Below are 25,673 nucleotides of genomic sequence, written 5' to 3' on the forward strand. Positions count from 1 at the left end.
GCGTGATGGTGTTTCCCGCTCTGTCGTCGATGCCAGAACCTATTAGTGGCGACCGATGAAATCGACGATGAACTACCGATCACGAATCGTCCCCAAGCGCTCGGTGTCGCTGTTCCCGGTCGTCGTCGCGCACCGGGCCGTACCCTCTGGTCGGAGCGCACCGCTAGGCTCCCGGACGTGACCGATCCCGCGCAGCTCAGCCACGTCGACGCCGCGGGCGCGGCCCGCATGGTCGACGTCTCCGCCAAGCCGGTGTCCGGCCGGGTCGCCGTGGCCGCCGGGCGGCTGCGCACCACCGCCGAGGTGGTGGAGCTGCTGCGCCGCGACGGGCTGCCCAAGGGCGACGCGCTGGCCGTCGGCCGGCTCGCCGGCATCATGGGTGCCAAACGCACCCCCGACTTGATCCCGCTGTGCCACCCGATCGCCCTGCACGGCGTCACCGTCGACCTCGAACTCACCGACGACACCGTCGAGATCACCGCCACCGCCCGCACCGCCGACCGGACCGGGGTGGAGATGGAGGCGCTGACCGCCGTCGCCGTCGCCGGGCTGACCCTGGTCGACATGGTCAAGGCGGTCGACCCGGCCGCCGCCGTGGACGGCGTCCGGGTGCTGCGCAAGACCGGCGGCAAGACCGGCGAGTGGGTCCGCCCGCAGGACCGGCCGTGATCCGGGCCCGGGTCGTCGTGGCGTCCAACCGGGCCGCCGCCGGGGTGTACGCCGACACCAGCGGCCCGCTGCTCGTCGCCGGTCTGCGCGAGCTGGGCTGCCAGGTCGACGAGCCGGTGGTGGTGCCCGACGGCGAGCCGGTCGGCGAGGCCCTGCGCGCCGCCCGCGCCGACGGGATCGACGTGGTGCTGACCAGCGGCGGCACCGGCATCACCCCCACCGACCGGACCCCGGAGGTGACCCGGGCGCTGCTCGATTACGAGATCCCCGGCATCGCCGAGGCGATCCGCGCGTACAGCCGGGACCGGGTGCCCACCGCGGCGCTGTCCCGGGGGTTGGCCGGGGTGCTGGGCCGGATGCTCGTGGTCAACCTGCCCGGCTCGCGGGGCGGCGCGAAGGACGGGCTGGCCGTGCTCGGGCCGATCCTCGGCCACGCGGTCGACCAGTTGCGCGGCGGCGACCACTGACCACACGCCCGGCGCGGCGGCGATAGGCTCGCGGAGGTGTACGCGTCCCGTTCGAACGGAGGCCCCCGGTGAGCACGGAAACCGCCGCTGCCACGGCCCAGGTCGCCGCGCCGCCGCCGGCCGGATGGGAGGAGGCCCGCTCCCGGGTGTACGCGGTCGGCCTCGCCGCCGCCCTGCCCCCGGTCAACCGGTCGCTTTCCGACGCCGACGGGTACACCCTGGCCGAGCCGCTGACCACCCGGACCGACCTGCCCGCCTTCCCCACCTCCAGCGTCGACGGCTGGGCGGTGCGCGGGGCCGGCCCGTGGGACGTGGTGGGACGGGTGCTCGCCGGGCAGACCCCGGCCGGGCTGACCGCCGACGGCACCACCGTCGAGATCGCCACCGGCGCGATGGTCCCCACCGGGACGACCGCCATCCTGCGGATCGAGGACTCGGGGCGTACCCCGGACGGGCGGGTGACCGGCACGCCACGCCCGAACCCGGAGTGGCGGGAGCCGGGCGAGGAGGCGGTGGCCGGCGAGGAACTGCTGCCGGCGGGCACCCCGGTCGACCCGGCGCTGATCGGGCTGGCCGCCTCCTGCGGGCACGACCAGCTCGCGGTGCGCCGCCAACCGCGCGCCGCGCTGCTGGTCTTCGGCGACGAACTGCTCACCGCCGGGCCGCCCGGGTCGGGCCGGGTCCGCGACGCGCTCGGCCCGGCGGTGCCGTCCTGGTTGCGGCGCTACGGCTGCCAGGTACGGCCCTCCGACGTGGTCGGCCCGGTGGCCGACACCCTCCCCGCCCACGTGGCCGCCCTGCGCGCCGCGCTCGCCGGGGCCGACCTGGTCTGCACCACCGGCGGCACCATGCACGGACCGGTCGACCACCTGCACCCCGCGCTGGAGGCGCTGGGGGCCGACCATGTGGTGAACACGGTCGCCGTGCGGCCCGGCTTCCCGATGCTGCTGGCCCGGCTGGTCGACGCCGACGGGCGGGTGCGGTTCGTGGCCGGGCTGCCGGGCAACCCACAGTCCGCGATCGTCGCCCTGGTGTCGCTGGTCGCGCCGCTGCTCGCCGGACTCCAGGGCCGGGCGCTACCGGCGCTGCCCCAGGCCACCCTCGCCGGGCCGGTGCCCGGCCGGGGGGATTACACCCACCTGGCGCTGGTCCGGCTGGACCGGGCCGCCGGCACCGCCCACCCGGTCCGCCACGTCGGGTCGGCGATGCTGCGCGGGCTCGCCGGCGCGGACGGGTTCGCGGTGATCCGGCCGGGCACCTCCGGCGAGGTCGGGGCCCGGGTGCCGGTCGTACCGCTGCCGTTGCTGCCCGGGGAGCGTACGTGGTGACGACCGGCCCGACGACGGCCCTGCTCGCGGTCACCGACCAGCCGCTGGACCTGGCCGCGCACGAGGCGGCGGTGGCCGACCGCCGGGCCGGCGCGGTGGTCTCCTTCCAGGGCGTGGTCCGCGACCACGACCACGGTCGAGCGGTGACCCTGCTGGAGTACGAGGGCCACCCGAGCGCCGTCGAGACGCTGCGCGCGGTGGCCGCCGAGATCGCCGCCGACCCCGACGTCTACGCGGTGGCGGTGTCGCACCGGATCGGCCGGCTCGACATCGGTGACGTGGCGCTGGTGGCGGCGGTGAGCACGGCACACCGGGCGGCTGCCTTCGCGGCGTGCGCCCGGCTGGTCGACGAGGTGAAGGCGCGGCTGCCGATCTGGAAGCGGCAGGTCTTCGCCGACGGCACCGAAGAGTGGGTCAACTGCCCCTGACCCGCCGGGGCGCACGCTCACCCTCGACCGGAGAGGTGCCGGTGCGTGAGCGTCGCTGGCCGGTGGGGTCAGCGGCGGCCGGCGGTGGCGGTGGCGCGGGCCAGCCGGTCGGCGTAGAAGGCGGGTTCGGCGCCGGGCCGCCACGGCAGGGCGGCGACCAGCACGATCAGCGCCAGTGCGAGCGAGTTCTCCATCAGCGCGCCGAACAGGCCGTTCTGGTAGTGCGACACCTCGGGGAGCTTGTGCTCGTACGGCCAGATCGGTGAGATCAGGAAGAGCAGGTACAACCCGAGCGCAGCAGCCCCGTGCCGCAGCCCGGTCAGCGTCGGGTACCAGATCGGCGGGCGCAGCCCGCTCACCCCGGGCGGCCCGCCGAACGCCTGCTGGCCGGTACGCAGCGACAACCCCCGGCTCGCCTCACGGCGGCGCACGGCGGCGTCGGCGAGCACGACGATCGCCGGGATGACCCAGACCAGGTGGTGCGACCAGGAGATCGGGCTGATCACGTTGGCGGTCAACCCGACCAGGGTGAACGCGGTCAACTCGTCGCCGTCGGCGCGGGCGTTGGCGGCCCGGGACAGCCCGACGGCCAGGATCAGCACCGAGAACGCCAGCCAGAGCAGGCCGGGCGTCTCGATCGAGTCGTAGAGCCGGGCCAACAGGCCGGCCAGCGACTGGTTGGGCGTCATGTCGGCGGCCCCGACCCGTTCGGTCTGCCACAGCACCCCGCCGAAGTAGGCCCGCGACTCGGTGCCGACCAGCGCGAAGCTGCCCAGGGTGACGCCGATGGTGGTGCCGACGGCGGTGGCGGCGACCCGCCACTGCCTGGTGATCAGGAGGTAGGCGATGAACAGCGCCGGGGTGAGCTTGACGGCGGTGGCCAGGCCGATGCCGACCCCGGCCCAGGAACCGCTGTAGAACAGCCGCAGGAACGGGCCGTCGGTGTCGCGGCCGTGGGTGCCCCGCCGGGAACGCCAGCGCAGGCCCACCAGGTCCGCCATGATCAACGCGAACAGGAGCAGGTTGACCTGGCCGTACCCCAGGGTCTCCCGGACCGGTTCGATGGCCGTGGCCATCGGCGTGGCGATGGCCACGGTGAACCAGAGCGGCCAGCCGAGCCGGTCGACGATCGGACGCAGCAGCGCGGCGAGGACCACCGCCAGGGCGGCGATGCTGCCGGCCGCGTTGACCCATCCGGCCACCTCGATCGGCAGCCCCGCCATCGGCAGCATGGCCAGCGCGGCGAAGGGCGGGTAGGTGAAACCCAGCGTGGTGGTGGGCGCGATGAACTCGTACAACTCGTGCCCGCTCGCCCACCACACCACCGCGCCGTGGTAGATCTTCATGTCGAAGAAGTTGTACGGCCGCCCGAAAGCACCGATGGCGAGCCATGCGGCATAGGCGACGGCGGCCACGATGCCGATCCGTACGACTGTCCTACGATCGATCCCACGCGTTGCGCGACGGACTGGGGCGAGGCGGTCCGCACGTCTACCGACGGTTGTCGGCATGGCGTGGCCACCCCCGTACCAAGGTCGTCCTACCCGTCCAGGTCCGGTAGGGAGCCTAGAACGGCGCCTCACGTTGCTGCCTCCCGCGTTATCCGACCGTGTCCGATCCCACACCAGTTTTTGACATTTCCACCGCGTTAACGGGTGTCGGGTGGTTCAGGTAATTCGCGGCCTTACGGGGGGTGGTGGCCGAATCGATGCAGGTCAGCCGGGAAGCCGGCGGGCAGCGGCGGCCGACCGGACGGCGATCCGGGCCTCCCGCCGGGCGGTACGCACCGCACGACCCACCGACCGTCGGGAGTGGCCGATGCGGTGACCGGCCCGCCAGCGCAGACCCGGCCTGCCCTCGGTGTCGGCGGCGGCGAGCAGCAGGCCGCCGAAGAGGCCGAGGTTCTTCAGGAAGTGCACCTGGTTGTTGTTCCGGGTCGTCGGATCGTCGTTGCTCCAGAACGGGTGACCGGCGGCGGTGGTGGGCACCAGCGTACCGGCCAGGACCAGCGCGGCCGGGCGGGTGAACTTCCCGGTGGCCAGCATCAGGCCGGCGGTGAACTGCACGGCGGCGTTGGCCCGGATCAACGTCTCGGTGTCGGTGGGGAGCTGCGGGGCGACCTGCTGGATCAGCGGCGCGACCCGGTCGGTGACCGGCTTGGCCGCCGGGACGAGCCGGTGGGGGTGCTGAAAGTTGCGGGCGCCGCTGACCACGAAGATGCCGCTCAACATGACACGGGCGAGGGAGCGCACGGGTTTCATGGCTCAGTCATACCCCGTTTGACGCTCCACTATCCGGGCAATGGCCGATCCGCGGCGGTCTGCGTGTCGACGGTCCGCACCGGTGCGTCGTCGTCCACCACCTCGCGGAACGGACGCGCGTACCGGCGGGCGCGGGCGCTGCGCCACGCCGAACGAAGCGACCGTCGCTGATGAACGCGCCCCGGCCGGTAACGTCGCGCGGGTGACGACCCTTCGGCTGCGCCCCGAGGGCCCGGCCGACGCCGGCCCGGTCCGCCGGGTGCTGGCCGCCGCCTTCGCCCGCCCCGACCGCACCACCCCCGGTGAGGTCGCGCTCGTCGACGACCTGCGCGGCAGCGCGGCGTGGCTGCCGGAGCTGGCGATGGTCGCCGAGTACGGCGGCGAGGTGGTCGGGTACGCGCTGCTCACCCGGGTGCAGGTCGAGGCCGACCGGACCCGCGTCCCGGCGCTGGTGCTAGGGCCGGTGGCGGTGGCCCCGCACCGGCAACGGGTCGGGCACGGCACGGCGGTGGTGCAGGCCGCCTTGGAAGCCGCCACCGAACTGGGCGAACGGCTGGTGGTGGTGCTCGGCGACCCGGCGTACTACAGGCGGTTCGGCTTCACCCGGGCCGACCGGATGGGGCTGGTCAGCCCCTGGTCGGGGCTGGGCGAGCCGTGGCAGGCGCTCGTGCTGCCGCCGGAGGTCAGCGACGCGCCGCCGCCACCGCGCGGCGAGGTGGTCTTCCCGCCCCCCTGGTCCCGGGTCTGAACCCGGCGGCTCCCCGCCCCCGTGGCCGGTACCGGCCCTCCGGCGGGTCGGTCGCCGCGTGGCCGACGTGGATCAGGCCGGCTGGGTGCGCAGGTAGCGGCCGAAGTGCGGGACGGTGAAGGCGACCGTGCCGCGTTCCCCGGAGTAGATCAGCCCCTTTTTGATCAACGCGTCCCGGGCCGGGGAGAGGCTCGCCGGCTTACGGCCCAACGCCCGGGCGATCTCGGCTGTCGGCACCGCGGCGTCCATGTCGTCCCGACCACCGCCGTCGACCTCGCCCGCCACCTGGGACAGGGTCGCCATCGCCCGCATGTACTCGCGTTCGGCAGGGGTGGCCCGCTCGAACCGGGACCCGAAGAAACCCACAGCCAGCTCCGCCTCCGCCTCCGGCGCGGCGACCCGCACGTCCGCGTCGGTGATCGGTGACCGGGGCGCATGGTCCCAGGTCGCCTTCCCGTACGCCTGGACGAAGTACGGGTAGCCGCCTGACGATTCGTAGAGCAGGTCGAGGGCCTTCTGCTCGTACTCCACCTGCTCCCGGCCGGCCGGCGCGCACAGTGCCTGGTCGGCGGCGATCCGGTCCAGCCGGTCGATCCGCAGGTAACGGAACAGCCGCTCCGAGTACGACTTGGCGGCGCTGAGCACCGCCGGCAGGTGCGGCAGACCGGCACCCACCACGATCAGCGGCGCGCCGAGCTGGGACAGTTCGTGGCAGGCCGCGCAGAGCGCCGAGACGTCCTCCGCGCCGAGATCCTGCATCTCGTCGATGAAGACGGCGATGCCGGTGCCCACGTCCCCGGCGACCGCCGCCGCGTCGGTGAGCAACTCCACCAGGTCGATCTCGATGTCGCCGGAGTCGGCCCGGCCGCTGCTGGCCGGCACGTCGATGCCGGGCTGCCACCTGTCACGCAACCGGGCCGCGCCGGCCCGCCCGGTGGTCGGCGCGCTGCGCTGCGCAAACGCCTTGAGTACGCCGAGGAAGGCGTCGATCCGCTCCGGTGCGCGGTGCCGGGGGGCCAGTTCCCGGACCGCCATGTGCAGGGCGGCGGCGACCGGTCGGCGCAGCGACTGGTCCGGCCGGGCCTCGATCTTGCCGGTGCCCCAGAGCCGGTTGATCGCCTGCGAGCGCAGGGTGTTGAGCAGGACCGTCTTGCCGACCCCCCGCAGGCCGGTGAGCATCAGGCTGCGTTCGGGACGACCCCGGGCGATCCGTTCCAGCACCACGTCGAAGACGTCCAGCTCCCGCCCCCGCCCGGCGAGTTCGGGCGGGCGCTGACCGGCACCCGGGGCGTACGGGTTGCGGACCGGATCCACGCATCGCACAGTATCGGGCCCTCTAGCCGGCGGACTAGAGATGCGTAGACGGGGCTACCGGCGTGTCGCCGGCCCGCCCCGGCGGCAGCTCTCGACACGGATATGGGGCTGTCTAGCATCCACGCTAGACAGCCCCATACTTTCCTGTTCAGCTCCGCTTGCGCAGGCAGAGCACGTAGTCGAAGAGGTCCACCGAGTTGTCGTGCACGTAGTTGGCGTTCGACTCCGGTGCCAACGTCCGGCACCGCTCCCCGTTCGTGGACGCCGGAATCCGCAACAGCACCTCGTACGTGTTCGGGCCGCACGGCACCTTGCGCAGTTCGGCGTCGCTGGCCGTACCGTCGTTGACCACGCAGTCGCCCCGGGCGATCTGTGCGGTCCTGGTCGGGGTGGGGGTCGGCTCGGTCGTCGGTTCCCCGGTCGGCTCCGCAGCGTCCGTCGGGGTGCTCCCCGTCGGACCGTTCGCGGTGGGGGTGGCGGAGCTGCTCGTCGGGGTCGCCGGATCGTCGCCCTCATCCGACGCCAGGAACACCCAGGCGCCCATCCCGACGCACGCGCAGAGCAGCAGGACCACCACCAGCCCGATGATCAGCGCGATCCGGCCGCCCCGTCCCTTCGCCGGTGGCGGGGTCGGATACCCGGCCTGCCCCGGGAAGGCCGGCGGCTGCTGTCCCGGGAAGCCGGGCGCGGCCTGGCCGGGATACCCGGACGTGGGCGCGGCCGCCCCGGGGAACCCGGAGGACGGCGGGGGTGCCGGCTGGCCCGGGTAGCCGGACGTGGGCGCGGATGCCCCGGGGAACCCGGGCGACGGTGGTGGCGGCGCGGCCTGGCCGGGATAGCCGACCGGTGGGGGCGACGCGGGTGCGTTGAACGCGCCCGCCGCCGGTGCGGCCGTCGGCCCGGCGGGCGGGAACGGCCCCGGCGGCGGGTAACCGGCCCCCGAGGACGCCGCCGGCTGCCCGGTCGGCGGCAGATAGGTGTCCGGCGGCGGGTAGCCCGCTCCCGAGGTGGGCGGCGGTGGGTAGCCGGCGCCCGAGGTGGGCGGCGGCGGGTAGCCGGCTCCCGACGTGGGTGGTGGTGGGTAGCCCGCCCCGGCCGTGGACGGTGGCTGGGGGGCCTCCGCTGCCGGCATCTGCGTCGTCGGGGAGTACCCGCCGGTCGCCGCCGGCAGCTGCGTGGTCGGGGAGTAGCCGCCGGCAGGTGGAGGCGGGGTCGCCTGACCGGCCCCCGACACCGGCAGTCGGGTGGTCGGCGGTTCCGGTGACGTGGCGATCGGAGTGGTCGACGCATCGCCGGTCACGGGGGCCGTCGGCGGCTCGTTGCGCAGCACCGTGGTCGGCGCGTCGTCCGTACCGGCCCAGATCGGCGCGGTCGGCGGCTCCGGCGGGGCCGCCGACATCGGTGCGGTTGCCGGTTCCGGCGTAGCGGCAGCGAGGGGGGCCGTCGGTGGTTCCGGCGGGGCCGAGATCGGCGCGGTCGGTGGTTCCGGCGGTGACGCGGCCATGGGGGCGGTCGGGGGTTCCTCCACCGCCGGCACGGGTGCCGTGGCCGGCTCGTCCGCCTCCCGCGACACGGGCACGGTCGGCGGCTCCGTTTCCTGTGCCCGGATCGGCTCGGTCGCCGCCTCGACCGGGGCGGTGTCCGGTTCGGTCGCCGAGCTGGCCGACACGGCGGTCGGCTCGTCGTCCGGGCCGGTCGGGACCTGCCCGGCGGACAGCGGCGCGGTCGGCTGGTCGTCGGCCGGGACTTCCCCGGTTGCGGGCACGGACCCGGACTGCCCGAGGGGCGCGGTGGGTGGCTCGGGCTCGGACCGGGCGAGGGGCGCGGTGGGCGGCTCGGGCTCGGACTGCCCGAGGGGCGCGGTGGGTGGCTCGGGCTCGGACCGGCCGATGGGTTCCGTCGCGGGTTCCGGGGAGATCGGGGCGGTGGGTGGTTCGGAGCCGAAGGGTTCGGTGGGTGGCTCGGACTCGGAGGCCGTGGGCCGGTGTTCCTTGTCGGGACGGCCGGAGTCGGGTGGGCCGAAGGTTGACAATCTCTCTCCCCAGGGGTGGGCTCAGCGCTGCTTCAGGCAGAGGACGAAGTCGAGGGTGTCCAGCTCGCTGTCGAAGAAGTACCAGTTGGTGTAGCCCTCCACCACGCCGCACTTCGCCTCGGCGTCCCTTTCACCACTGGTCGCCCCGTCGAAACGGCGGAGCACCTCGTACGTCTTCGGAGCGCACGGGGCGATCAGCAGCTTGGGCTTGCCACCGGCCGGGCCCTCGTTGCGGACGCACTGGCCCGCCTTGACGAACCGGGGGTCGGCCGACGAGGCGGGGGCGGGCGTGGTGGCTGCCGGACCGGAGGTCGCGCCGTCCGGCTCGACAGGCGTCGTCGGCAGGACGGCTTCGGTCGTGGACGTCGGTCCGTCGTCGTCGCCCAGCAGGTACCACAGGACGCCACCGCCGACGACCAGCACCGCGAGCACGACCAGCACCGCGACCAGCGGGCCACGGCCGCGCCCCGGCGTCGGCGCGTCCGGGTACGCCGCCGGCCCGCTGACCGCGTACGGGTCCACCGACCCGTACGGCTCCGGCTGCCGGTACGACGGGTCGTACGAGCGTCGCCCACCCCACGGGTCCGGGGAACCCCCCGGTGGTCCGTAGTTCGCCATGCCCGTCCTCCCGCGTGCCGAGATGCCGGTTATCCGGAAGACGCCACCGACGTGGTCACCGTAGCGTGGTCCTGCGATGACCTCATCTCCCTCGGCCGCGACACCCGCCCGACCAGCCCTGATCTGGACGGCACTGATTCTCGTCTACGTGCTGTGGGGTTCCACGTACCTCGGTATCCGGGTCGTGGTGGAGTCGATGCCGCCGCTCGGGTCGGCCGCCGCCCGGTTCGGTGGTGCCGCGCTGGTGCTGGCGGTCGTGCTGCGGCTGCGCCGGGGCAGGGGTGCGCTGCGGGTCGACCGCCGGCAGCTCGGTTCCGCCGCGCTGGTGGGGGTGCTGCTCCTGGCCGGGGGCAACGGCCTGGTGGTGCTCGCCGAGTCCGGTCCGTCCGGGGTGGCGGTGCCGTCGGGGATCGCCGCGCTGCTGGTGGCCACCGTTCCGCTGCTGGTGGTGCTGCTGCGGACGGTCACCGGGGACCGCCCGCCGGGGTGGACGTTCGCCGGGGTGACGCTGGGCTTCCTCGGCCTGCTGCTGCTGGTGCTCCCCCGGGGCGGGTCCGGTGCGGTGCCGCTGGTCGGGGCGTTGACCGTGGTCGCGGGGGCGGTCTGCTGGTCGGTGGGGTCGTTCCTGTCCAACCGGCTGCGGATGCCCGCCGATCCGTTCGTCGCCACCGTCTACGAGATGGTCGCCGGGGCGGTGGCCCTGTCCGTGCTGTCGCTGGCCCGGGGTGAGCTGCGCGGGTTCTCGCCGGCCCAGGTGACCGTCCGGTCCTGGCTCGCGTTGGCGTACCTGCTGGTGGCCGGGTCGCTGGTGGCCTTCTCCGCGTACGTCTGGTTGCTGGCGAACGCCCCCATCTCGCTGGCCGCGACCTACGCCTACGTCAATCCGGTGGTGGCGGTGGCGCTCGGCGCGCTGCTGGTCGCCGAGCCGGTGACCGGCCAGGTGCTGCTCGGCGGTGCGGTGATCGTGGCAGGTGTGGCGCTGGTGGTGACCACCGAGCGGCCCCGCCGGCCGGCCGTCGGCGGGGCTGTCCCGGTGCCGTCCCGCCGGTAACGTCGACGGCCGTGCCCCTCGGCCCGCTGACCACGAGCGTGTTGCCCGCCGCACTGCTGCCCACCGTCGGGTTGGTGGCGGCAGCGGCGGCCCTCGGTGCCCTGGCCGGCCTCGCCGCACCCGGTGTCGCCCGTGCCGTCCCGCCCGCCCCGGGCCGGGGTGCGGTGTCGGTCGGGCACGGGAAGCTCCCGGTGGTGGGGGCGGTGGTCTGCGGCGGGCTGGCCGCCGCGCGTGGTCCGGAGCCGGCACTGCCGGCGTTCCTGCTGGTGGCGTCCGTGGGAGTGGTGCTGGCGGTGGTGGATCTGACCAGCCTCCGCCTGCCTGACCCCCTGGTGGGTGCGGCGGCGCTCGGCGGCGGCACCGCACTGACCGTGGCCGCCGTCGCCGCCGGCACTCCCGGCCGCCTGGCGCTCGCGCTGGTCGGTGCCGCACTCTCCTTCCTGCTGTACGTGGTGCTGGCGTTGCTGCCCCGGTCCCGGCTCGGCTTCGGTGACGTGAAACTGGCGGCGGTGCTCGGCCTGCCGTTGGGTTGGCTGGGCTGGCCCACCCTCTGGCTCGGCCTGCTGCTGCCGCACCTGCTCAACGGGGTGCTGGCGTTGGCGCTGCTGGCCGCCGGCCGGGTACGCCGGGACACCGCCCTGCCGTTCGGCCCGGCCCTGCTCGCGGGTGCCTGGCTCGCCGCCCTCCTCGCCTGACCCGCGCCCCGGGACGGGTGGGCAGCAACATCGCGCACGGAGCGACATCAGCGCGGGCGGATACCGCTACCTCGCCCTGTAGGTCGGTCGACGGGCCGTCAGATCAGGCGAAGCTGACGGTCCTTGGGGCGGCGGGGCTCGGCCTCACCGAACCGTTCGAACAGTCCCGGGTCGACGACGTCCAGGAAAGGCGACGGTCGGCAGTCGCGTTCGGTGCCGTGGCGCACCCGGCGGGCGGCGTGGCTGACGTAGAGCCGGTCCTGCGCGCGGGTCAACCCGACGAAGAACAGCCGCCGCTCCTCGGCGATCGCGTCGTCGTCGGGTGTCGAGCCGGGCCAGCGCAGCGGCAGCAGAGCGTCCTCCACGCCGACCAGGAAGACCACCGGGAACTCCAGCCCCTTCGCGGCGTGCAGGGTGAGCAGGGTGACCGCCTCGGCGCGCGGGTCCAACGCGTCCACCTCGGCCCCGGTGGCGAGCTGGGAGAGGAAGAGTTCCAGGTCGTCGCCGCAGCGGCGGGCCAGCGGGGTGAGCAGGTCGACGGCGGTCCGCACGTCCTCGGGTCGGACGGTGCCGGCGGCGTCCAGGGTGGGGGCGGCGAACCGTTCGGCGAGCACCTGACCGGCGGCCCGGACCCGGGCGGGCAGCCCGCCGGTGGAGCCGTCGGCGTGCCGCAGTTCCCGGGCGATCGCCAGCACGCCGGGCCGGTCCCGCAGCCGGTCGTGCGACCGCTTCTGCACCGGGATGTTGGCCCTGGCCAGGGCGTCCACGATCGGGGCGGCCTGCGCGTCGGTACGGTAGAGCACCGCGATGTCGGAGAAGGACAGGCTGGTGGACCGGCCGTCGATGCGTCCGGAGTCCAACGACCGGTGGGAGAGGCCGCCGACCAGGTCGTCGACGGTGCGTACCACGAAGTCGGCCTCGTCGGCGACGGACGCCGCCGGGTAGCGGCCGACCAGCGGGGCCTCCGGGTCGAGCCGGGCCGGGTCGAGCCGGCGGCCCCGGACCAGCGACGACGGCGCGATGGCCTGGACGGCGGCGGCGAGGATCGGCGCGGATGAGCGGTAGTTGCGGTTGAGCCGGACCAGCCGGGCGTCGGTGAAGTCCTCGGAGAAACGCAGGAAGTAGCCGACGTCGGCGCCCCGGAACGAGTAGATCGCCTGGTCCGGGTCGCCGATCGCGCAGAGGTTGCCGTCGGCGGGGCTGAGCAGCCGCAGCAGGTCGTACTGAACGGCGTCGACGTCCTGGTACTCGTCGACGAAGATCCACCGCCAGCGTTCCCGGTAGTCCCGGACCAGCTTCTTGTCGCCCTTGAGCAGCCCGACCGGCAGGGTCAGCAGTTCGTCCAGGTCGACCAGGTCCTGCTTGCGCAGCAGCGCGGTGTAGCGGGCCGGGTCGTCGCCGGCCTCCGTCCGGGCGGCCGACCGCTCGGCGTCGTCGGCGATCCGGAAACCCTCCGGCAGGCCGGCAGCGGCGGCGTTCTCCCGCAGGATCGTCAACCCGAGGGAGTGGAAGGTGCCGACGGTGACGTCCTCGGCGACCGGGCCGAGCAGCCCGTCGAGCCGGTGCCGCAGCTCCTCGGCGGCCCGCCGGGTGAACGTGATCGCCAGGCACTGCTCGGGGAAGACGTTCAGCTCCGCGCAGAGGTAGGCGATCCGGTGGGTCAGCGTGCGGGTCTTGCCGGTGCCCGGCCCGGCCACGATCAGCAGCGGGCCGCCGGGCGCGGAGGCGGCCACCCGCTGCATCGCGTCCAACCGGTCCAGCAGGCCGGTGCCGACCTCCTCCATCCCGGCGAGCATCGGCTCGAACGGCTCGTGCGGCGACGGCGTCGGGGCGATCGGTGGCGGCGGCGGGGTCGGCGCGGGCTTCGGCTTCGGCTCGGCCTTGGCCGCCGTCGGCCGCTTGGCCTTCGGTTTCGCCGCCGGCTCCGGCGGCCTGCGCTGCGCCGGCACCGGTACGTCGAACAGCGTCTCCTGCCCCGAGCCGGCGGCCCCGCCCAGCTCGGCCGGGTCGAAGAGGGTGATCACGCCGTACTCGCCGTCGTAGCCGGGGACCCGGCGCACGTCGCCCCGACGCAGCCGGCCGATGCCCTCAGCGAGCAGCTCCCCACCGACCCGGCCGATCTCGTCGACCGGGGTACGGGTGAGGATCTCCAGCTCCGGGCCGAGCGCGGCGACCAGCTCGTTGAGTTTCCCCTCGACCTTCTTGGACCGGGGGCCCACCTTGTTGATCTCGCCGAGGATCTCGGCCAGCGGCACCAGGTGGGTCACCTCGCGGGCGTGCTCCGGGCGGTGCCCGTCGGGCCGGTCGGCGAGCTCCTCGACCCGGCTGAGCACCCCCACGGTCAGCGGCTTTCCGCACTCCGGGCAGCGCCCACCGGCCGCCCGGGTGCGCTCCGGCGACCAGTTGACGCCGCAGAGCCGGTGCCCGTCGGCGTGGTACTTGCCCTCCTCGGGGAAGAACTCGATCGTCCCGGCCAGCCCGTCACCGGTCCGCAGGGCGTCGCGGATGGCGAAGTAGTCGCGGGCCGACGAGAAGACGGTGGCCTCCCGGGCCAGGGCCGGTGGGGAGTGCGCGTCGGAGTTGGAGACCAGCCGGTAGCGGTCCAGGCTGCCGACCCGCCAGTTCATCGCCGGGTCGGAGGAGAGCCCGGTCTCCACCGCGAAGACGTGCTCGGCCAGGTCGGCGTAGCAGTCGGCGATCGCGTCGAAGCCGGACTTGGAGCCGAGCGCGGAGAACCACGGTGTCCAGATGTGCGCCGGCACCAGGTAGCCGTCTTCACTGGCCTCCAGGGTGATCTCCAGCAGGTCCCGGGAGTCCAGACCGAGGATCGGCCGGCCGTCCGAGCCGAGGTTGCCGATCCGGCCCAGCGCGGTGTTGAACCGGGCCACCGCGTCCAGGTCGGGCAGGTAGATCAGGTGGTGCACCTTGCGGGTCCGGTCGTCCCGCTTGTAGATGGTGGAGATCTCCACGCTCAGCATGAACCGGACCGGGTCGGCCTCCGCCGCGTCGGCCAGCCGGGGCGGCAACCGCCTGGCGATGTCCGCCTCGGCCTCCGGGCCGAGCCGGTACAGGCCGGGCTCGGCCGGTTGCAGGGTCTCCCGCAGGTGGTCGTACCAGGCGGGATGGGTGAAGTCCCCGGTGCCGAGCACCCCGATGCCCTTGCGTCGGGCCCACCAACCGAGGTTGGGCAGGGTGAGATCGCGGCTGCACGCGCGGGAGTACTTCGAGTGGATGTGCAGGTCCGCGACGAACGGCGGGACGCCACCAGGGGGAGCGGCGTTGAACGGAGGCACGCCGCATCCTGTCACGGCTGGTCCACTACCCGCCTGCCGCCACGCGTACGCGTGAGGAGAGCAATCCGGTGCTGGACTCCACCGCCCGGACGAGGTATGAGCCGGGCTGACCGACCAACCAGGCAGGTCACGGGGCGCGCAGCTCGACCAGGGTCACCTGTGGCGGTGCGCCGACGCGGACCGGGGGACCCCAGAAACCGGCCCCGTTGGTGACGTAGACCTTGGTGCCGTCGACCTCGCCGAGGCCGGAGACCACCGGCTGCTGCAGCTTGACGGCCAGATTGAACGGTGCGAGCTGCCCACCGTGGGTGTGCCCGGACAGTTGCAGGTCGACGCCGAACTTCGCCGCCTCGTGCACGGCGATCGGCTGGTGGGCGAGCAGCACCACCGGGCGGTCGACGTCCCGGCCGCCGAGCGCGGCGGTGAAGTCGGCGGGGCCGGCGACGCCGGTACCGTCGGCGGTGACGTCGTTGATCCCGGCCAGGTCGAGCACCCCGCCCCGGGCCCGGATCTCCTGCCGCTCGTTCTGGAGCACCCGCAGGCCGAGCCGGTCGACCTCGGCCACCCACTCCTCGACCCCGGAGTAGTACTCGTGGTTGCCGGTGACGAAGAAGCTGCCGTAGCGGGAACGCAGGTCACGCAGCGGCTCGGCGGCCTCGCCCAGCTCGGCGACCGACCCGTCGACCAGGTCACCGACGACCGCCACCAGGTCGGCGTCCAGTCGGTTGATCATCGCGACGATCCGCTCGGTGTGTACCCGGCCGCGCAACGGACCGAGGTGGATGTCCGACACGGTGGCGATGCGCAGCCCGTCCATGCTGCGGGGGAGCTTCGCCAGCGGGATGCGTACCCGGTCGAGTTGCGGCGGGCCGAGTGCGGTGCGGACCCCGTACCCGGTGATGCCGGCGGCGGTGAGTCCGGCGAAGATGGCGGCCCCCCGGGCGAGCAGCAACCGTCGTGACTCGTCGTGGTCGGGGTGGTCCACCGCCTCGGCGGCCGGCGGGTCGACGCCGCCGGCCGCACCCACCAGCGCCGGTTCCGGTGCGGCCGTGGTCGCCTCGGCGGCGGCGCTGCGGCGGCGCAGGACCAGCCGGGCCACCGCCATCGGCACTTCCAGCACCACCAGCACGATCAGCAGGTAGAACATCACCGCGAGCCAGAGGTAACCGGGCCAGGCCAGCCAGAACGCCCCGGCGATCTGGGTGCCGGCCATGGTCGCCGGGACGAGCACTGCCAGCAGGAGCGCGACGACCGTGCCGACCCGTCGCCACCGGCCGGGCCCGGTGGTGTCCTTGACCAGCCGCTTCCACAGGTAGAAGTGGATCAGGCCGGTGATCAGGGCGAGCGTGCCCACGAACCCCAGAATCGCCAACACGGCAGCCCTTCCTCAGCCGCCCGCGAAGGGGGGCAGCACGTCGATCGTGGTCCCGGCCGGCAACGGTGTCTGACGGTCGTGGCAGGCCACCCCGTCGACCAGGAAACTCGCCACCTGGAGCACCGCGGCCAGCCGAGGGCCGTGCCGCTGGGCGAGTTCGCCGAGGAGTTCGTCCAGCGGGCGGCCGGCGGATGCGGTCTCCTCGCTGCGGCCGGCGGCGGCCCGCGCGCCGGCGAAGTACCGGACGGTGAGGTCCACCCTCAGCCTCCGATCGCCGACATGGGTCGGACGGGTTGCAGGAACGTCGGGTCGTCGATGCCGTGGCCGGCCCGTTTGACCACCGTGGCGGCCTGCCAGCGGCGGGCGATGTCGGCGTCGTCCGCGCCGGCCCGCAACGCGCCACGCAGGTCGGACTCCTCCGTGGCGAACAGGCAGTTGCGGATCTGGCCGTCGGCGGTGAGCCGGGTCCGGTCGCAGTCGCCGCAGAACGGCCGGGTCACCGTGCCGATCACGCCGACCCGGGCCGGCCCGCCGTTCACCAGCCAGGTTTCGGCCGGGGCGGCACCCCGGTGCGCCGGGTCGGGGGTGAGCGCGAACCCGGCGGCCAGCGACGTGAGGATCTCGTCGGCGGTGACCATCGTGGCCCGGTCCCAGCCGTGCTGGGCGTCCAACGGCATCTGCTCGATGAACCGCAGCTCGTAGCCGTGGTCGAGGGCGAACCGCAGCAACGCCGGCGCCTCGTCCTCGTTGACCCCGCGCATCAGCACCGCGTTGACCTTCACCGGGGCGAGCCCGGCGGCGGCGGCCCCGGCCAGCCCGGCGAGCACGTCGGGCAGCCGGTCCCGCCGGGTCAGCGCGGCGAACCGGGCCGCGTCCAGGGTGTCCAGCGACACGTTCACCCGGTCCAGCCCGGCGTCGCGCAGCGCCGGGGCGAGCCGGTCCAGGCCGAGACCGTTGGTGGTCAACGAGATCCGGGGCCGGGGGGTGAGCGCCGCCACGGCGGCGACGATGCCGACCAGCCCCGGCCGGATCAGCGGCTCGCCCCCGGTGAACCGCACCTCGGTCACCCCGAGCCGCTGCACCGCGACCCGGACCAGTCGGACGATCTCCGCGTCGGTGAGCAGCTGCGGGCCGGCCAGCCAGGGCAACCCTTCGGCAGGCATGCAGTAGGTGCAGCGCAGGTTGCACTTGTCGGTCAGCGACACGCGCAGGTCCCGGGCGATCCGGCCGTACCGGTCGACGAGGACGCCGGCGGTCGTCGGGGCGGCGGTCACCCGTCGACCGTAGCGCGGCCGACGCCCCGCAGCGCCGCTCGGGCGGCACCGACAACCGCATCGCGGTACGCCCCGCCGAACAGGGCGGTGTGCACGAGCAGCAGGTGCAGCTGGTGCAGGGGCACCCGTTCCCGCCATCCGTCGGCGAGCGGCCACGCCTCCCGGTAGCCGGCCATGATCCGGTCGTGGTGCGGCGGCCCACCGAAGAGCGCCAGCTGGGCCAGGTCGGTCTCCCGGTGTCCACCGTGCGCCGCCGGGTCGACCAGCCACACCCGCTCGTCGGCACCCCAGAGCAGGTTGCCCGGCCACAGGTCGCCGTGCAGCCGGGCCGGCGGTTCGTCGCCGCCGAACTCGCCGATCCGCGCCACCACGTCTTCGACAAGCGCGGCGTCCGGGCCGTCGAGGGCACCGCCGTCGACCGACATCCGCAGGTACGGCAGGAGCCGTCGCCGGGCGAACCAGTCCGGCCACGGCCCGTCGTCGGGGGTGTTGTCCTGCGCGAGGGTGCCGATGAACCCGGGCCACGTCGCCCCGAACCGGTCGGCCCCGGCCCGGTGGGTGCCGGCCAGTTCCCGGCCGAACCGTTCGGCCGCGTCGGGCGTCGGCTCGCCGGGGTCGACCCAGTCGAGCGCCAGCAGCTCCGGCAGCGCCACCACCACCTCCGGTACGGCCACCGCGCCGGCCTCCCGCAGCCAGCGCAGCCCGGCGGCCTCGGTGTCGAAGAAGCCCGCCGGTACCTGGCGACCGGTCCGCTCCGGCCAGGTCTTGGTGAAGACCGAGTGGCCGTCGTCCAGGGTCAACCGGGAGGCCACGCAGCTGTCCCCGCCCGCCACCGGGGTCTCGCGGATGCGCTGGTGGGTCAGGAAGGTGGGCAGGTGCTCCGGGTGCGCCCGCAGGTACGCCAGGTTCATGAGCGCAAGGTAGCCGCTCGGACCGACCCCGGTGGGCCGCGTAACCTCCAGAATCGCACCGACCTGCACAAATACTCTCCGTATCTGTGGATAACCCGTGTGTCGTCCACAGGGCCTGTCGGAGCGGTGCCCGCCCACCGCACGCTGCCGGACATGAACGCGACCGACCGCCCCCGGCTCACCGTCCGCTCACCCGCCGACCTGATCACCGCCGTGCCCTACCTGATCGGCTTCCACCCCGTCGACAGCATGGTGGTGGTGGCGATGCGGGGCCGGCGGATCGTCTTCGCCGCCCGTGCCGACCTGCCCGGACCGGGCACCGATCCGGCCCTGCCGGCGCGACATCTCGGTGACGTGATCGGTCGGCAGGACGCCGAATCCACCACCGTCATCGGGTTCGGCCCGCCCGAACGGGTCACCCCGGCGGTGGACGCCGTCCGGTCGGCGCTGGCCGACCTCGGCCTGCCCGTGCTCGACGCGCTGCGGGTGACAGATCGCCGCTACTGGTCCTACCTCTGCGAAGCGCCTGACTGCTGCCCACCCGACGGCACCCCGTACGACCCGGACGCCAGCCAGGTCGCCGCTGCGGCGGTCTACGCCGGTCAGGTTGCGCTCCCCGACCGGGCGGCACTCACCGCCCAGGTTCTTCCCGCCGGGGGCGTCGACCGGGGTGCCCTGCGCCAAGCCGGCGACCGGGCCGAACGTCGCCTGCTGGGTCTGCTGGAGGAGGCCCCCGACACCGACGAGTTCGGCGAGCGGACCATCCGCAGGGCCGGCACCACGGCGGTACGTCAGGCGCAACGCCGGCACCGGCGCGGCGACCGGCTCACCGACGACGAGGTGGCCTGGCTGACCCTGCTCCTGACCCACCTGCCGGTACGCGACCACGCGTGGGAACGCACCGACGGCCGGGAGGAGGACATCGCCTTCTGGGGTGAGGTGCTGCGCCGCGCCGAGGAGGAGTTGGTGCCCGCTCCCGCCTGCCTGCTCGCGTTCGCCGCGTGGCGGGCCGGCCAGGGTGCGCTCGCCGCCGTGGCCCTGGAGCGGGCGCTGGCCGTCCGCCCCGACTACACCCTCGCCCGGCTCCTCGACGATCTGCTGCGGCGTGGTGTTCCGCCGTCCGACCTGGACGGGTGGCCGGCCGTGACCGAGTCGGAGGTGCTGCGCCGCCGCCGTCGCCGGCCCCGCCGCCCCCGCTGACCCAGCGGCCCCTGAACTGGCGGCCTGCTGACTCGGGCGGGCCCTGCCGGCCCCGTCGACCTGCTGATCTCGGCGGCCCGCCGGCCTCGATGGCCCGGCCGGCAGCAGGGTCACTGCCGGTGAGGAGGGTCGAGGCTAGGTGGTCTCGGAGAGAGATATGACTGGCAGTCATATTTATGCCTGACAGGAATGCTGCTGTCAGCGGCATGGTGTTGGAGCGGACACGGTCGGCACCTGCCGGGTCGTTCCCTGACGCGACATGCCTGCCCCGGATCTCGGGGCAGGCATGTCACGGGCAGGTCGGTCAGGCGCGATCAGCCAGCCCGGCGACGAACGTGCGCCACGAGGTCGGGGCGAACGTCAGGGCCGGCCCGTCCGGGTCCTTGGAGTCCCGCACGGCGACCGCGCCGGGAAGGTTGTCGGCAACCTCGACACAGTTCCCACCGCTGGTCCCACTTCGGGTGGACTTCCGCCACTGCGCATCAGTCAGTCTCACGGTTGTCCCCTCTCGCAGCCTTTCGATTAGATGCCGGTGTCTGGGCTGGTGGCTCAGATTCACCATCCAGGAACGTCTTCAGCGTCTCGTAGGCAGTGTTCCGGCGCCGCGAGGTAAGCGGGGGGCCGCCGAACGTCTACGCCTTCCTGGCAGTTGGCGCGAGGTGCCTGCATCGGGCTCGCAGCAGGTACCTCACCGTGCAGGTCGGTCAGGCGCGATCGGTCAGCCCGGCGACGAACGTGCGCCACGAGGTCGGGGCGAACGTCAGGGCCGGCCCGTCCGGGTCCTTGGAGTCCCGCACGGCGACCGCGCCGGGAAGGTTGTCGGCAACCTCGACACAGTTCCCACCGCTCGCACCGCTGCGGGTGGACTTCCGCCACGTGGCGTTACTGAGGTCCATGTTGGCTCCCAACTTCCTTCAACAGATCGATGGACTGCCGACGCGGGAGGGCCTCGTTCCGAACGTTCTCCCACCGCGCTTGGAGCGTAGCCAACTCATCATCCTTGTCGACCACAACGCCGCCAAGCTGGTTCTCAAGGTGTCCGACCCACACTCCACCGACGGACCGTGCCAGAGCGAAGGGTCCGGACAGTCCGACATGCAGCCCGGTGACTGCCGGGATGACGTGCACATGAACATGTGGCAGTTCTGCCCTGGCGATGAGTTGCGCGATCTGCTCCCCCATGACGACACCGAAGCCCTCTCCGGCGAGGCGTACCGCCCTCTCGTCGAGCACCGCCACCAATTGCGGAGGATGCGCGTCGGTCAGAATTCTCTGCCGGTCGATTCGTGCCGACACCCGTTGTTCCACCTCGTCGTCGGTGAGGCTGTCGACGGTCCGAAGAACCGCGCGGGCGTAGGCTTCGGTTTGTAGCAGGCCGGGAATCAGGTTCGGTTCGAAGTACCTGAGTTGGGTCGCGTTGCGTTCGGCGTCGAGCCACGGCAGGAACCACGACGGTGTGCCGAGCTTGCTCACCAGCCGTTCGAAGAGCCCACCGGTGCTGAGCGCCCGATCAGCTCCCTTGATGAAGTCCAGGGTCAGCGCCCGGGTGCCCCCCTCGACGGCACTGACGTGCGACGCGCTGAAGCCGGCACCCCGCCCGAACGCCTCCTGCGTCATCCCGGCGGCGCCCCGGGCACGGCGGATCTCGGCAACGACGAAGTCGGCAAGCGGATCTGGTACGTCAGCCATGCACAGCACCCCAATTTGAAGATCGACTATTCATGCCGCCACCCGCTCGGCGGCCCTTCATCCAGCTCGGCCCGGACTCCCGCTGCACCTTTCGAGCCTAGCGGCCTCCACATCAGAGTGTCACCAGGGCGGCGCTGTCGGTAGTGGTCGAGAGCTGGCGGTGGCGTCTGCCGGAGGGGCCGTCCGTGGAAGGGCGGCCGGCCCCTCCTCCACCCCGACACGGACACACCGACACGGACACACCGAACGCAAAGGAGACGCCGTGCCCAGGGAGAAGCCGAAGCCCGACAGGAGCCCGAAGCCCGCACCCCGCCCCCAACCCGTACCCGATCCCGGGCCGCCAGCGCGCCCGATCGTGCCCGGACCAATCGGACCGTTCGTGCCGCCGTACCGGGGGCCGGGACGGATGACCGACGTCGTGCCGGCACACCGCTGGGCGTACGGCCGGAACCAGGGGCCCCGGTGACTCCGCCGGGGGTCAGGTCGGGAGATGTGCTGCACCTGTCGCGTACCGCCAGTGTGCAGTTCATCCGGCCGATCACGGTCCGGGTCATCCGGGTGCTGGCCGACTGGCACACGTACCACGGTTGGGTGTGGATCGACGCGTACGAACTGAATGCCGCAGGCGAGGCGGTCCGGCGGCGGACCCTGTTCCTGATGCCGGCGGGCGCGCGCCGGCTCGCGCAGCCGGACCGACCGGCAGGGGCGTCGCTCCAGCAGGGTGGCCGGGGGCGGCGGCTCAGGCCGGTGGGGGCGCGGTGACCGGACCGCTACCCGGCCGGCACACGCCGCTGCGGCCGATCTGGCTGTGCCGGGTCGACGCGAACCCGTGGCCGTGCGGGGAGGCGAAGCTCGCCCTCCTCGCGCGGTACGGTGACGACCTACCCGGACTGCTCGCCCTGCTCACCGGGTTGTCGGCCGAGGCGGCCGAACACCTGACGCAGCTCGACAACGGTCGCCGGATCGACGTGACCGACCGCTTCCTCACCTGGGTCCGCCCGCCCTCCCGCTGATCCCTCCCCCGCTGTCGGGGTCGGCAACGGTTGCCGGTGGATTGTGGAGAGTTGTTGCGGCCCTGGCGACAAGAAATCTCCACGATCACGCCGCCCGACTGACGACCCCGCCACGAGTCGGCCGGCCGCGAGCGGGTCAGGGTGTCAGGGGGTGACGCGGTGGGTGCCGGTGTAGACGTTCATGGTCCGGCCACGCAGGAAGCCGACCAGGGTCAGGCCCGCCTCGTCGGCCAGGTCGGCGGCGAGGGTGCTCGGCGCGGAGACCGCCGCCAGCAGCGGCAGTCCGGCCATCCACGCCTTCTGGGTCAGCTCGAAGCTCGCCCGGCCGGACACCATCAGCAGGTGCCCGGCGAGCGGCAGCCGTCGCTGCCGGACCGCCCAGCCGACCACCTTGTCCACCGCGTTGTGCCGGCCGACGTCCTCGCGCAGCACCACCAGTTCCCCGTCGGGGGTGAACAGGCCCGCCGCGTGCAGGCCGCCGGTACGGTCGAAGGCGCGCTGCGCCGCGCGCAGCCGGTCGGGCAGTTCCGCCAGCAGTTTCGCCGGCACGGTGAGCGGGTCGTCGGCGACGGTGAACCGGGACCGGGTACGGATCGCGTCGATGCTGGCCTTCCCGCACACCCCGCAGGAGCTGGTGGTGTAGAAGTTGCGCGCCGGGTCCGTCGCCGGTGTCGGCACACCGGGGGAGAGCACCACGTCGACCACGTTGTACGTGTTGGGCGTCTCCACCCCGGAGCAGAGCTGGGCGGTGTGCACGTCGGCGTCGCTGCGGATCAGCCCCTCGGTCAGCAGGAAGCCGATGGCCAGGTCGAGGTCGTCCCCGGGGGTACGCATGGTCACTGCCAGCGGTCGGCGTCGACCCGGCCCGCCGGGGCCGACCCGGATCTCCAGCGGTTCCTCCACGGCGAGCGTGTCCGGCCGGCGCAGCGCCACCCGGGCGTCGTCCGCCGCGTCGAGGTCGATCCGGAGCACGCTCCGCCGGTCAGTGGCCCGTCCCATCCCGCCATCCTGCCCCGCCCGCCCGACCCCCCGCACGCTGACCACCCTGGCTGCGTCCACTGCGCCCGCCCGGCAGCCCTCGGCCGCCGGCAGCCGGCCGCCGGCGTCGGCACGGCAGCCGGGGACGGGACGGAACCGGGAGGCCGCGCGACCGGAGCACGAGGGTCGGGCCCGGCGGCTACCGTGGCCGGGTGACGGCGTACGCGGCGGTGGTGCTGGCCGGTGGGGCAGCCCGCCGGATGGGCGGGCGGGACAAACCGGCGGTGCCGGTGCATGGCCGGCCGATGCGGGACCTGGTGCTCGCCGCCGTCGCCGACGCCGTACCCCGGGTGCTGGTCGGCCCGGGTGGGGCGCTCCCGGCCGACGTGCTGGTGACCCGGGAGGACCCGGCAGGTGGGGGTCCGGTGGCCGCCGCGTCCGCCGGGCTGGCCCTGCTCGGCCCCGGTACGGCGGTCGTCGCCCTGCTCGCCGCCGACCTGCCGTTGCTCACCCGCCCGGCCGTCGGGGTGCTGCTCGCCGCGCTCGCCGCCGAATCCGGCCCGGCGGCGGCGGACGGCGTCTGCCTCGTCGACGACCGGGGGCGACGCCAGCCGCTGTGCGGGGTGTGGCGGGTGCCGGCGCTACGCGCCGCGCTGGACCGGGTCGCCGCCCGCCGAGCCCAGGCCGGTGCGCTGGCCGGGGCGTCGATGCGGGACCTGCTGGGGGAGCTGACGGTACGCGAGCTGGCCTGGTCCGCTGCCGGCCCGCCACCGTGGTTCGACTGCGACACTGACTCCGACGTACGCCGGGCGGAGGAGTGGACGCGATGACCGTGCTGGACGACTGGGTGACGGCGGCCTGCGCCGAGTTGGGTCTCGACCCGGCCGAGGTGTCGGTGCCGACCGTGCTGGACCTGGCCAGGGACGTCGCCCACCAGGTGCTACGACCGGGTGCGCCGGTCACCGCGTACCTGCTGGGGGTGGCGGTCGGACGCGGCGCGGACCCGGCAGCGGCGGCGGCCCGGCTCACCGGGCTGGCCGCGCAGTGGCCGGTGGAGCTGGGCGGCGAACGTCCCGACCGGTGATCCCGTCACGGCGTGATCCCCCGCCGCCACGATCGTCGGCGACGGTGTCCGATGGCGGTCGCGGTGGATTCGTTCTCCGGCCCGCCTGGGTAGGGTGACCTTGACGGACGGAGGCGATCATGACGGCGGACCACCCCGCGAAGCCGACCGGTGACCAGCCCGGCACCTCGCCGGCGCACCACGACCACCACGAGTCGGTCCTGCTGGACGAGCCGAGCACGGCTGACCTGCGGGCCAAGGTCACCGAGGCGTGGCGGGAGTTCGCCCGGGCGCTGGCCGCGCGGCTGCGTGAACTGCCCGCCGGGGCGCAGCTCGAACTGACCCTCGACCCGACCGCCTCCGGCACCGGTGACGCGGTCTACTCGATCAGTGTGACCGTGGGTGAGCAGGGCCGGATTTCCGCGCGGGCGGTGGGCAACGCCACCCTGCCGCAGGGCTTCCGGCTCGACCGCGCGGCGGTGGCCGACATGATCGCCCTCGGCTGGTCGCCGCCCGGCGTGGTGGCGGGCTCCGGCGAGCACTTCGGCCTGGACGGGTCGACCGGGGACGCCAGCAAGCTGGCCGGGCTGCTCTCCCGCACCCTGCGTGACGTGTACGGCGCACCGCACCCGGCCTTCCTGGTCTACCTCAGCCAGGACGCCGAGGGGGAGCCGTTGCCGATCGAGGCGCTCGGCACCGCGCGCGGCGAGTTCGGCCCCGACCGGGACGTCGAGGCCGACCTGGACGAGGCGCTGGCCGCCGCCGCGAGCGCCCAGAGCGCTGAGCAGGAGGTGCTGGACCTGCCCGAGCGGGTCCGGACGGTGGTGTCGACGATGCTCAAGTCGACCTCCGAGCACCTTCAGATCGACTCCGACGGGGACATCAACATCCGGGCCGGGTCGGCGATGGTTTTCGTCCGGGTACGTGACAATCCGCCGCTGGTGGACGTCTTCTCGCCGGTGCTGACCGAGGTCGAGCCGACCGAGCGGCTCTACGTGAAGCTCTCCGAGCTGACCAACCGGATGCCGATCGGCCGGTTGTACTGCGCCGACGACACGGTGTGGGCGTCCATCCCGGTCTTCGGCCGCAACTTCCAGGCCACCCACCTGATGCTGGCCGTGCAGGTGATGACCGGCCTCGCCGACGAGCTCGACGACCGGTTGCACGGCGAGTTCGGCGGCAAGCGGTTCTTCGGCGAGGGCGACAAGCCGAGTCGGGGCGACGGCGAGCACCGCACCGGCATGTACCTCTGATCCACCGCCCTGC

The 25,673-nt window shown here is 73.8% G+C and carries 27 protein-coding genes; 13 read left to right on the plus strand and 14 right to left on the minus strand.

What is annotated here, in order from left to right; all coding sequences use genetic code 11:
* The first annotated feature begins 177 nt into the window (after window positions 1-177).
* From moaC to ACN267_RS25045, 4 genes are all read left to right on the plus strand, one after another.
* Window positions 178-669 (plus strand): cyclic pyranopterin monophosphate synthase MoaC, encoded by a 492-nt coding sequence (gene moaC, locus ACN267_RS25030; RefSeq protein WP_421489773.1) that lies wholly within the window; start codon window positions 178-180, stop codon window positions 667-669.
* Window positions 666-1,136, plus strand: coding sequence for a MogA/MoaB family molybdenum cofactor biosynthesis protein (locus ACN267_RS25035; RefSeq protein ID WP_204958336.1), 471 nt, complete (start codon window positions 666-668; stop codon window positions 1,134-1,136). The genes moaC and ACN267_RS25035 overlap by 4 nt, the downstream gene beginning before the upstream one ends.
* A 68-nt stretch (window positions 1,137-1,204) precedes the next feature.
* Entirely contained in the window at window positions 1,205-2,464 is a 1,260-nt protein-coding gene (locus ACN267_RS25040; RefSeq protein WP_281901663.1) for a molybdopterin molybdotransferase MoeA, read from the plus strand.
* Entirely contained in the window at window positions 2,461-2,892 is a 432-nt protein-coding gene (locus ACN267_RS25045; RefSeq protein ID WP_281903316.1) for a molybdenum cofactor biosynthesis protein MoaE, read from the plus strand. Before ACN267_RS25040 ends, ACN267_RS25045 begins: the two co-directional genes overlap by 4 nt.
* Before the next feature lie 68 nt (window positions 2,893-2,960).
* On the opposite strand, the gene ACN267_RS25050 is transcribed toward ACN267_RS25045, so the two are convergent.
* Together ACN267_RS25050 and ACN267_RS25055 are read right to left on the minus strand one after the other, a co-directional pair.
* Window positions 2,961-4,403, minus strand: coding sequence for a glycosyltransferase 87 family protein (locus ACN267_RS25050; protein WP_204958334.1), 1,443 nt, complete (start codon window positions 4,401-4,403; stop codon window positions 2,961-2,963).
* A 204-nt stretch (window positions 4,404-4,607) separates the two neighbouring features.
* Complete coding sequence (locus ACN267_RS25055; RefSeq protein ID WP_204958333.1) at window positions 4,608-5,153, minus strand: DoxX family protein; 546 nt, start codon at window positions 5,151-5,153, stop codon at window positions 4,608-4,610.
* 202 nt (window positions 5,154-5,355) lie between these two features.
* On the opposite strand from ACN267_RS25055, the gene ACN267_RS25060 reads away from it, so the two are divergent.
* Window positions 5,356-5,901: a GNAT family N-acetyltransferase gene (locus ACN267_RS25060; protein ID WP_421489774.1), complete on the plus strand. Its 546-nt coding sequence runs from the start codon at window positions 5,356-5,358 to the stop codon at window positions 5,899-5,901.
* A 72-nt stretch (window positions 5,902-5,973) separates the two neighbouring features.
* Here the strand turns inward: ACN267_RS25060 and ACN267_RS25065 are convergent, their stop codons facing one another.
* From ACN267_RS25065 to ACN267_RS25075, 3 genes are all read right to left on the minus strand, one after another.
* The gene (locus ACN267_RS25065; protein ID WP_204958331.1) at window positions 5,974-7,215 is read right to left on the minus strand and encodes an ATP-binding protein; all 1,242 of its coding nucleotides are present in this window, start codon (window positions 7,213-7,215) and stop codon (window positions 5,974-5,976) included.
* 148 nt (window positions 7,216-7,363) lie between these two features.
* Window positions 7,364-9,247, minus strand: a complete 1,884-nt coding sequence (locus ACN267_RS25070) for an LppU/SCO3897 family protein (RefSeq protein WP_421489775.1) — start codon at window positions 9,245-9,247, stop codon at window positions 7,364-7,366.
* A gap of 21 nt (window positions 9,248-9,268) precedes the next feature.
* Window positions 9,269-9,865, minus strand: a complete 597-nt coding sequence (locus ACN267_RS25075) for an LppU/SCO3897 family protein (RefSeq protein WP_239485262.1) — start codon at window positions 9,863-9,865, stop codon at window positions 9,269-9,271.
* Between the two features lie 76 nt (window positions 9,866-9,941).
* Here ACN267_RS25075 and ACN267_RS25080 point away from each other — a divergent pair, with 76 nt between their 5' ends.
* A complete protein-coding gene (locus ACN267_RS25080; RefSeq protein WP_204958330.1) occupies window positions 9,942-10,916 on the plus strand; it encodes an EamA family transporter in 975 nt (324 codons plus the stop codon).
* An 11-nt stretch (window positions 10,917-10,927) separates the two neighbouring features.
* Window positions 10,928-11,611, plus strand: a complete 684-nt coding sequence (locus ACN267_RS25085; RefSeq protein WP_281901673.1) for a prepilin peptidase — start codon at window positions 10,928-10,930, stop codon at window positions 11,609-11,611.
* A 98-nt stretch (window positions 11,612-11,709) separates the two neighbouring features.
* Here ACN267_RS25085 and ACN267_RS25090 read toward each other — a convergent pair whose 3' ends face one another.
* The 5 genes from ACN267_RS25090 to ACN267_RS25110 all read right to left on the minus strand — a co-directional run bounded on the left by ACN267_RS25090 (window position 11,710) and on the right by ACN267_RS25110 (window position 18,464).
* Complete coding sequence (locus ACN267_RS25090; RefSeq protein WP_421489776.1) at window positions 11,710-14,904, minus strand: UvrD-helicase domain-containing protein; 3,195 nt, start codon at window positions 14,902-14,904, stop codon at window positions 11,710-11,712.
* A 127-nt stretch (window positions 14,905-15,031) separates the two neighbouring features.
* Window positions 15,032-16,279 (minus strand): metallophosphoesterase, encoded by a 1,248-nt coding sequence (locus tag ACN267_RS25095; RefSeq protein ID WP_204958328.1) that lies wholly within the window; start codon window positions 16,277-16,279, stop codon window positions 15,032-15,034.
* A 12-nt stretch (window positions 16,280-16,291) separates the two neighbouring features.
* Window positions 16,292-16,537 (minus strand): MoaD/ThiS family protein, encoded by a 246-nt coding sequence (locus ACN267_RS25100; protein WP_204958327.1) that lies wholly within the window; start codon window positions 16,535-16,537, stop codon window positions 16,292-16,294.
* 2 nt (window positions 16,538-16,539) lie between these two features.
* Window positions 16,540-17,553, minus strand: coding sequence for a GTP 3',8-cyclase MoaA (gene moaA / locus ACN267_RS25105; protein ID WP_281901680.1), 1,014 nt, complete (start codon window positions 17,551-17,553; stop codon window positions 16,540-16,542).
* A complete protein-coding gene (locus ACN267_RS25110) occupies window positions 17,550-18,464 on the minus strand; it encodes a fructosamine kinase family protein (protein WP_421489777.1) in 915 nt (304 codons plus the stop codon). The genes moaA and ACN267_RS25110 overlap by 4 nt, the downstream gene beginning before the upstream one ends.
* 153 nt (window positions 18,465-18,617) lie before the next feature.
* Here ACN267_RS25110 and ACN267_RS25115 point away from each other — a divergent pair, with 153 nt between their 5' ends.
* Window positions 18,618-19,664: a DUF4192 domain-containing protein gene (locus ACN267_RS25115; protein WP_204958324.1), complete on the plus strand. Its 1,047-nt coding sequence runs from the start codon at window positions 18,618-18,620 to the stop codon at window positions 19,662-19,664.
* Window positions 19,665-19,968: 304 nt separating this feature from the next.
* On the opposite strand, the gene ACN267_RS25120 is transcribed toward ACN267_RS25115, so the two are convergent.
* The 3 genes from ACN267_RS25120 to ACN267_RS25130 all read right to left on the minus strand — a co-directional run bounded on the left by ACN267_RS25120 (window position 19,969) and on the right by ACN267_RS25130 (window position 21,353).
* Window positions 19,969-20,160, minus strand: coding sequence for a DUF397 domain-containing protein (locus ACN267_RS25120; RefSeq protein ID WP_281901687.1), 192 nt, complete (start codon window positions 20,158-20,160; stop codon window positions 19,969-19,971).
* Between the two features lie 208 nt (window positions 20,161-20,368).
* A complete protein-coding gene (locus tag ACN267_RS25125) occupies window positions 20,369-20,560 on the minus strand; it encodes a DUF397 domain-containing protein (protein WP_281901689.1) in 192 nt (63 codons plus the stop codon).
* On the minus strand, window positions 20,547-21,353 hold the full coding sequence (locus ACN267_RS25130) for a helix-turn-helix domain-containing protein (RefSeq protein WP_281901719.1): 807 nt from the start codon (window positions 21,351-21,353) through the stop codon (window positions 20,547-20,549). The genes ACN267_RS25125 and ACN267_RS25130 overlap by 14 nt, the downstream gene beginning before the upstream one ends.
* Before the next feature lie 462 nt (window positions 21,354-21,815).
* Here ACN267_RS25130 and ACN267_RS25135 point away from each other — a divergent pair, with 462 nt between their 5' ends.
* Entirely contained in the window at window positions 21,816-22,115 is a 300-nt protein-coding gene (locus tag ACN267_RS25135) for a hypothetical protein (RefSeq protein WP_421489778.1), read from the plus strand.
* Window positions 22,112-22,366, plus strand: a complete 255-nt coding sequence (locus ACN267_RS25140; RefSeq protein WP_204958320.1) for a flavin reductase — start codon at window positions 22,112-22,114, stop codon at window positions 22,364-22,366. Before ACN267_RS25135 ends, ACN267_RS25140 begins: the two co-directional genes overlap by 4 nt.
* 144 nt (window positions 22,367-22,510) lie before the next feature.
* Here ACN267_RS25140 and fdhD read toward each other — a convergent pair whose 3' ends face one another.
* Window positions 22,511-23,365, minus strand: a complete 855-nt coding sequence (gene fdhD, locus ACN267_RS25145) for a formate dehydrogenase accessory sulfurtransferase FdhD (protein WP_421489779.1) — start codon at window positions 23,363-23,365, stop codon at window positions 22,511-22,513.
* Window positions 23,366-23,415: 50 nt separating this feature from the next.
* Between fdhD and mobA the strand changes: the two genes are divergently transcribed.
* The 3 genes from mobA (at window position 23,416) to ACN267_RS25160 (ending at window position 25,660) form a co-directional block, all read left to right on the plus strand.
* Window positions 23,416-24,174, plus strand: coding sequence for a molybdenum cofactor guanylyltransferase (mobA, locus tag ACN267_RS25150; RefSeq protein WP_421490493.1), 759 nt, complete (start codon window positions 23,416-23,418; stop codon window positions 24,172-24,174).
* Window positions 24,171-24,428, plus strand: coding sequence for a DUF6457 domain-containing protein (locus ACN267_RS25155; protein WP_204958318.1), 258 nt, complete (start codon window positions 24,171-24,173; stop codon window positions 24,426-24,428). The genes mobA and ACN267_RS25155 overlap by 4 nt, the downstream gene beginning before the upstream one ends.
* A gap of 119 nt (window positions 24,429-24,547) precedes the next feature.
* The gene (locus ACN267_RS25160) at window positions 24,548-25,660 is read left to right on the plus strand and encodes a T3SS (YopN, CesT) and YbjN peptide-binding chaperone 1 (protein ID WP_204958317.1); all 1,113 of its coding nucleotides are present in this window, start codon (window positions 24,548-24,550) and stop codon (window positions 25,658-25,660) included.
* Window positions 25,661-25,673: the final 13 nt, after the last annotated feature.

It is taken from the genome of Micromonospora sp. WMMD734, from assembly GCF_049178975.1.
GTDB classification, from domain to species: domain Bacteria; phylum Actinomycetota; class Actinomycetes; order Mycobacteriales; family Micromonosporaceae; genus Micromonospora; species Micromonospora wenchangensis.

Bases quoted from the DNA above. Each gene is read 5' to 3' on its own strand.
- ACN267_RS25050 (WP_204958334.1), bottom strand. From the start codon at position 4,403: ATGCCGACAACCGTCGGTAGACGTGCGGACCGCCTCGCCCCAGTCCGT.
- ACN267_RS25055 (WP_204958333.1), bottom strand. From the start codon at position 5,153: ATGAAACCCGTGCGCTCCCTCGCCCGTGTCATGTTGAGCGGCATCTTC.
- ACN267_RS25075 (WP_239485262.1), bottom strand. From the start codon at position 9,865: ATGGCGAACTACGGACCACCGGGGGGTTCCCCGGACCCGTGGGGTGGG.
- ACN267_RS25080 (WP_204958330.1), top strand. From the start codon at position 9,942: ATGACCTCATCTCCCTCGGCCGCGACACCCGCCCGACCAGCCCTGATC.
- ACN267_RS25110 (WP_421489777.1), bottom strand. From the start codon at position 18,464: ATGAACCTGGCGTACCTGCGGGCGCACCCGGAGCACCTGCCCACCTTC.
- ACN267_RS25115 (WP_204958324.1), top strand. From the start codon at position 18,618: ATGAACGCGACCGACCGCCCCCGGCTCACCGTCCGCTCACCCGCCGAC.
- ACN267_RS25125 (WP_281901689.1), bottom strand. From the start codon at position 20,560: ATGGACCTCAGTAACGCCACGTGGCGGAAGTCCACCCGCAGCGGTGCG.
- ACN267_RS25130 (WP_281901719.1), bottom strand. From the start codon at position 21,353: ATGGCTGACGTACCAGATCCGCTTGCCGACTTCGTCGTTGCCGAGATC.
- fdhD (WP_421489779.1), bottom strand. From the start codon at position 23,365: ATGGGACGGGCCACTGACCGGCGGAGCGTGCTCCGGATCGACCTCGAC.
- ACN267_RS25155 (WP_204958318.1), top strand. From the start codon at position 24,171: ATGACCGTGCTGGACGACTGGGTGACGGCGGCCTGCGCCGAGTTGGGT.
- ACN267_RS25160 (WP_204958317.1), top strand. From the start codon at position 24,548: ATGACGGCGGACCACCCCGCGAAGCCGACCGGTGACCAGCCCGGCACC.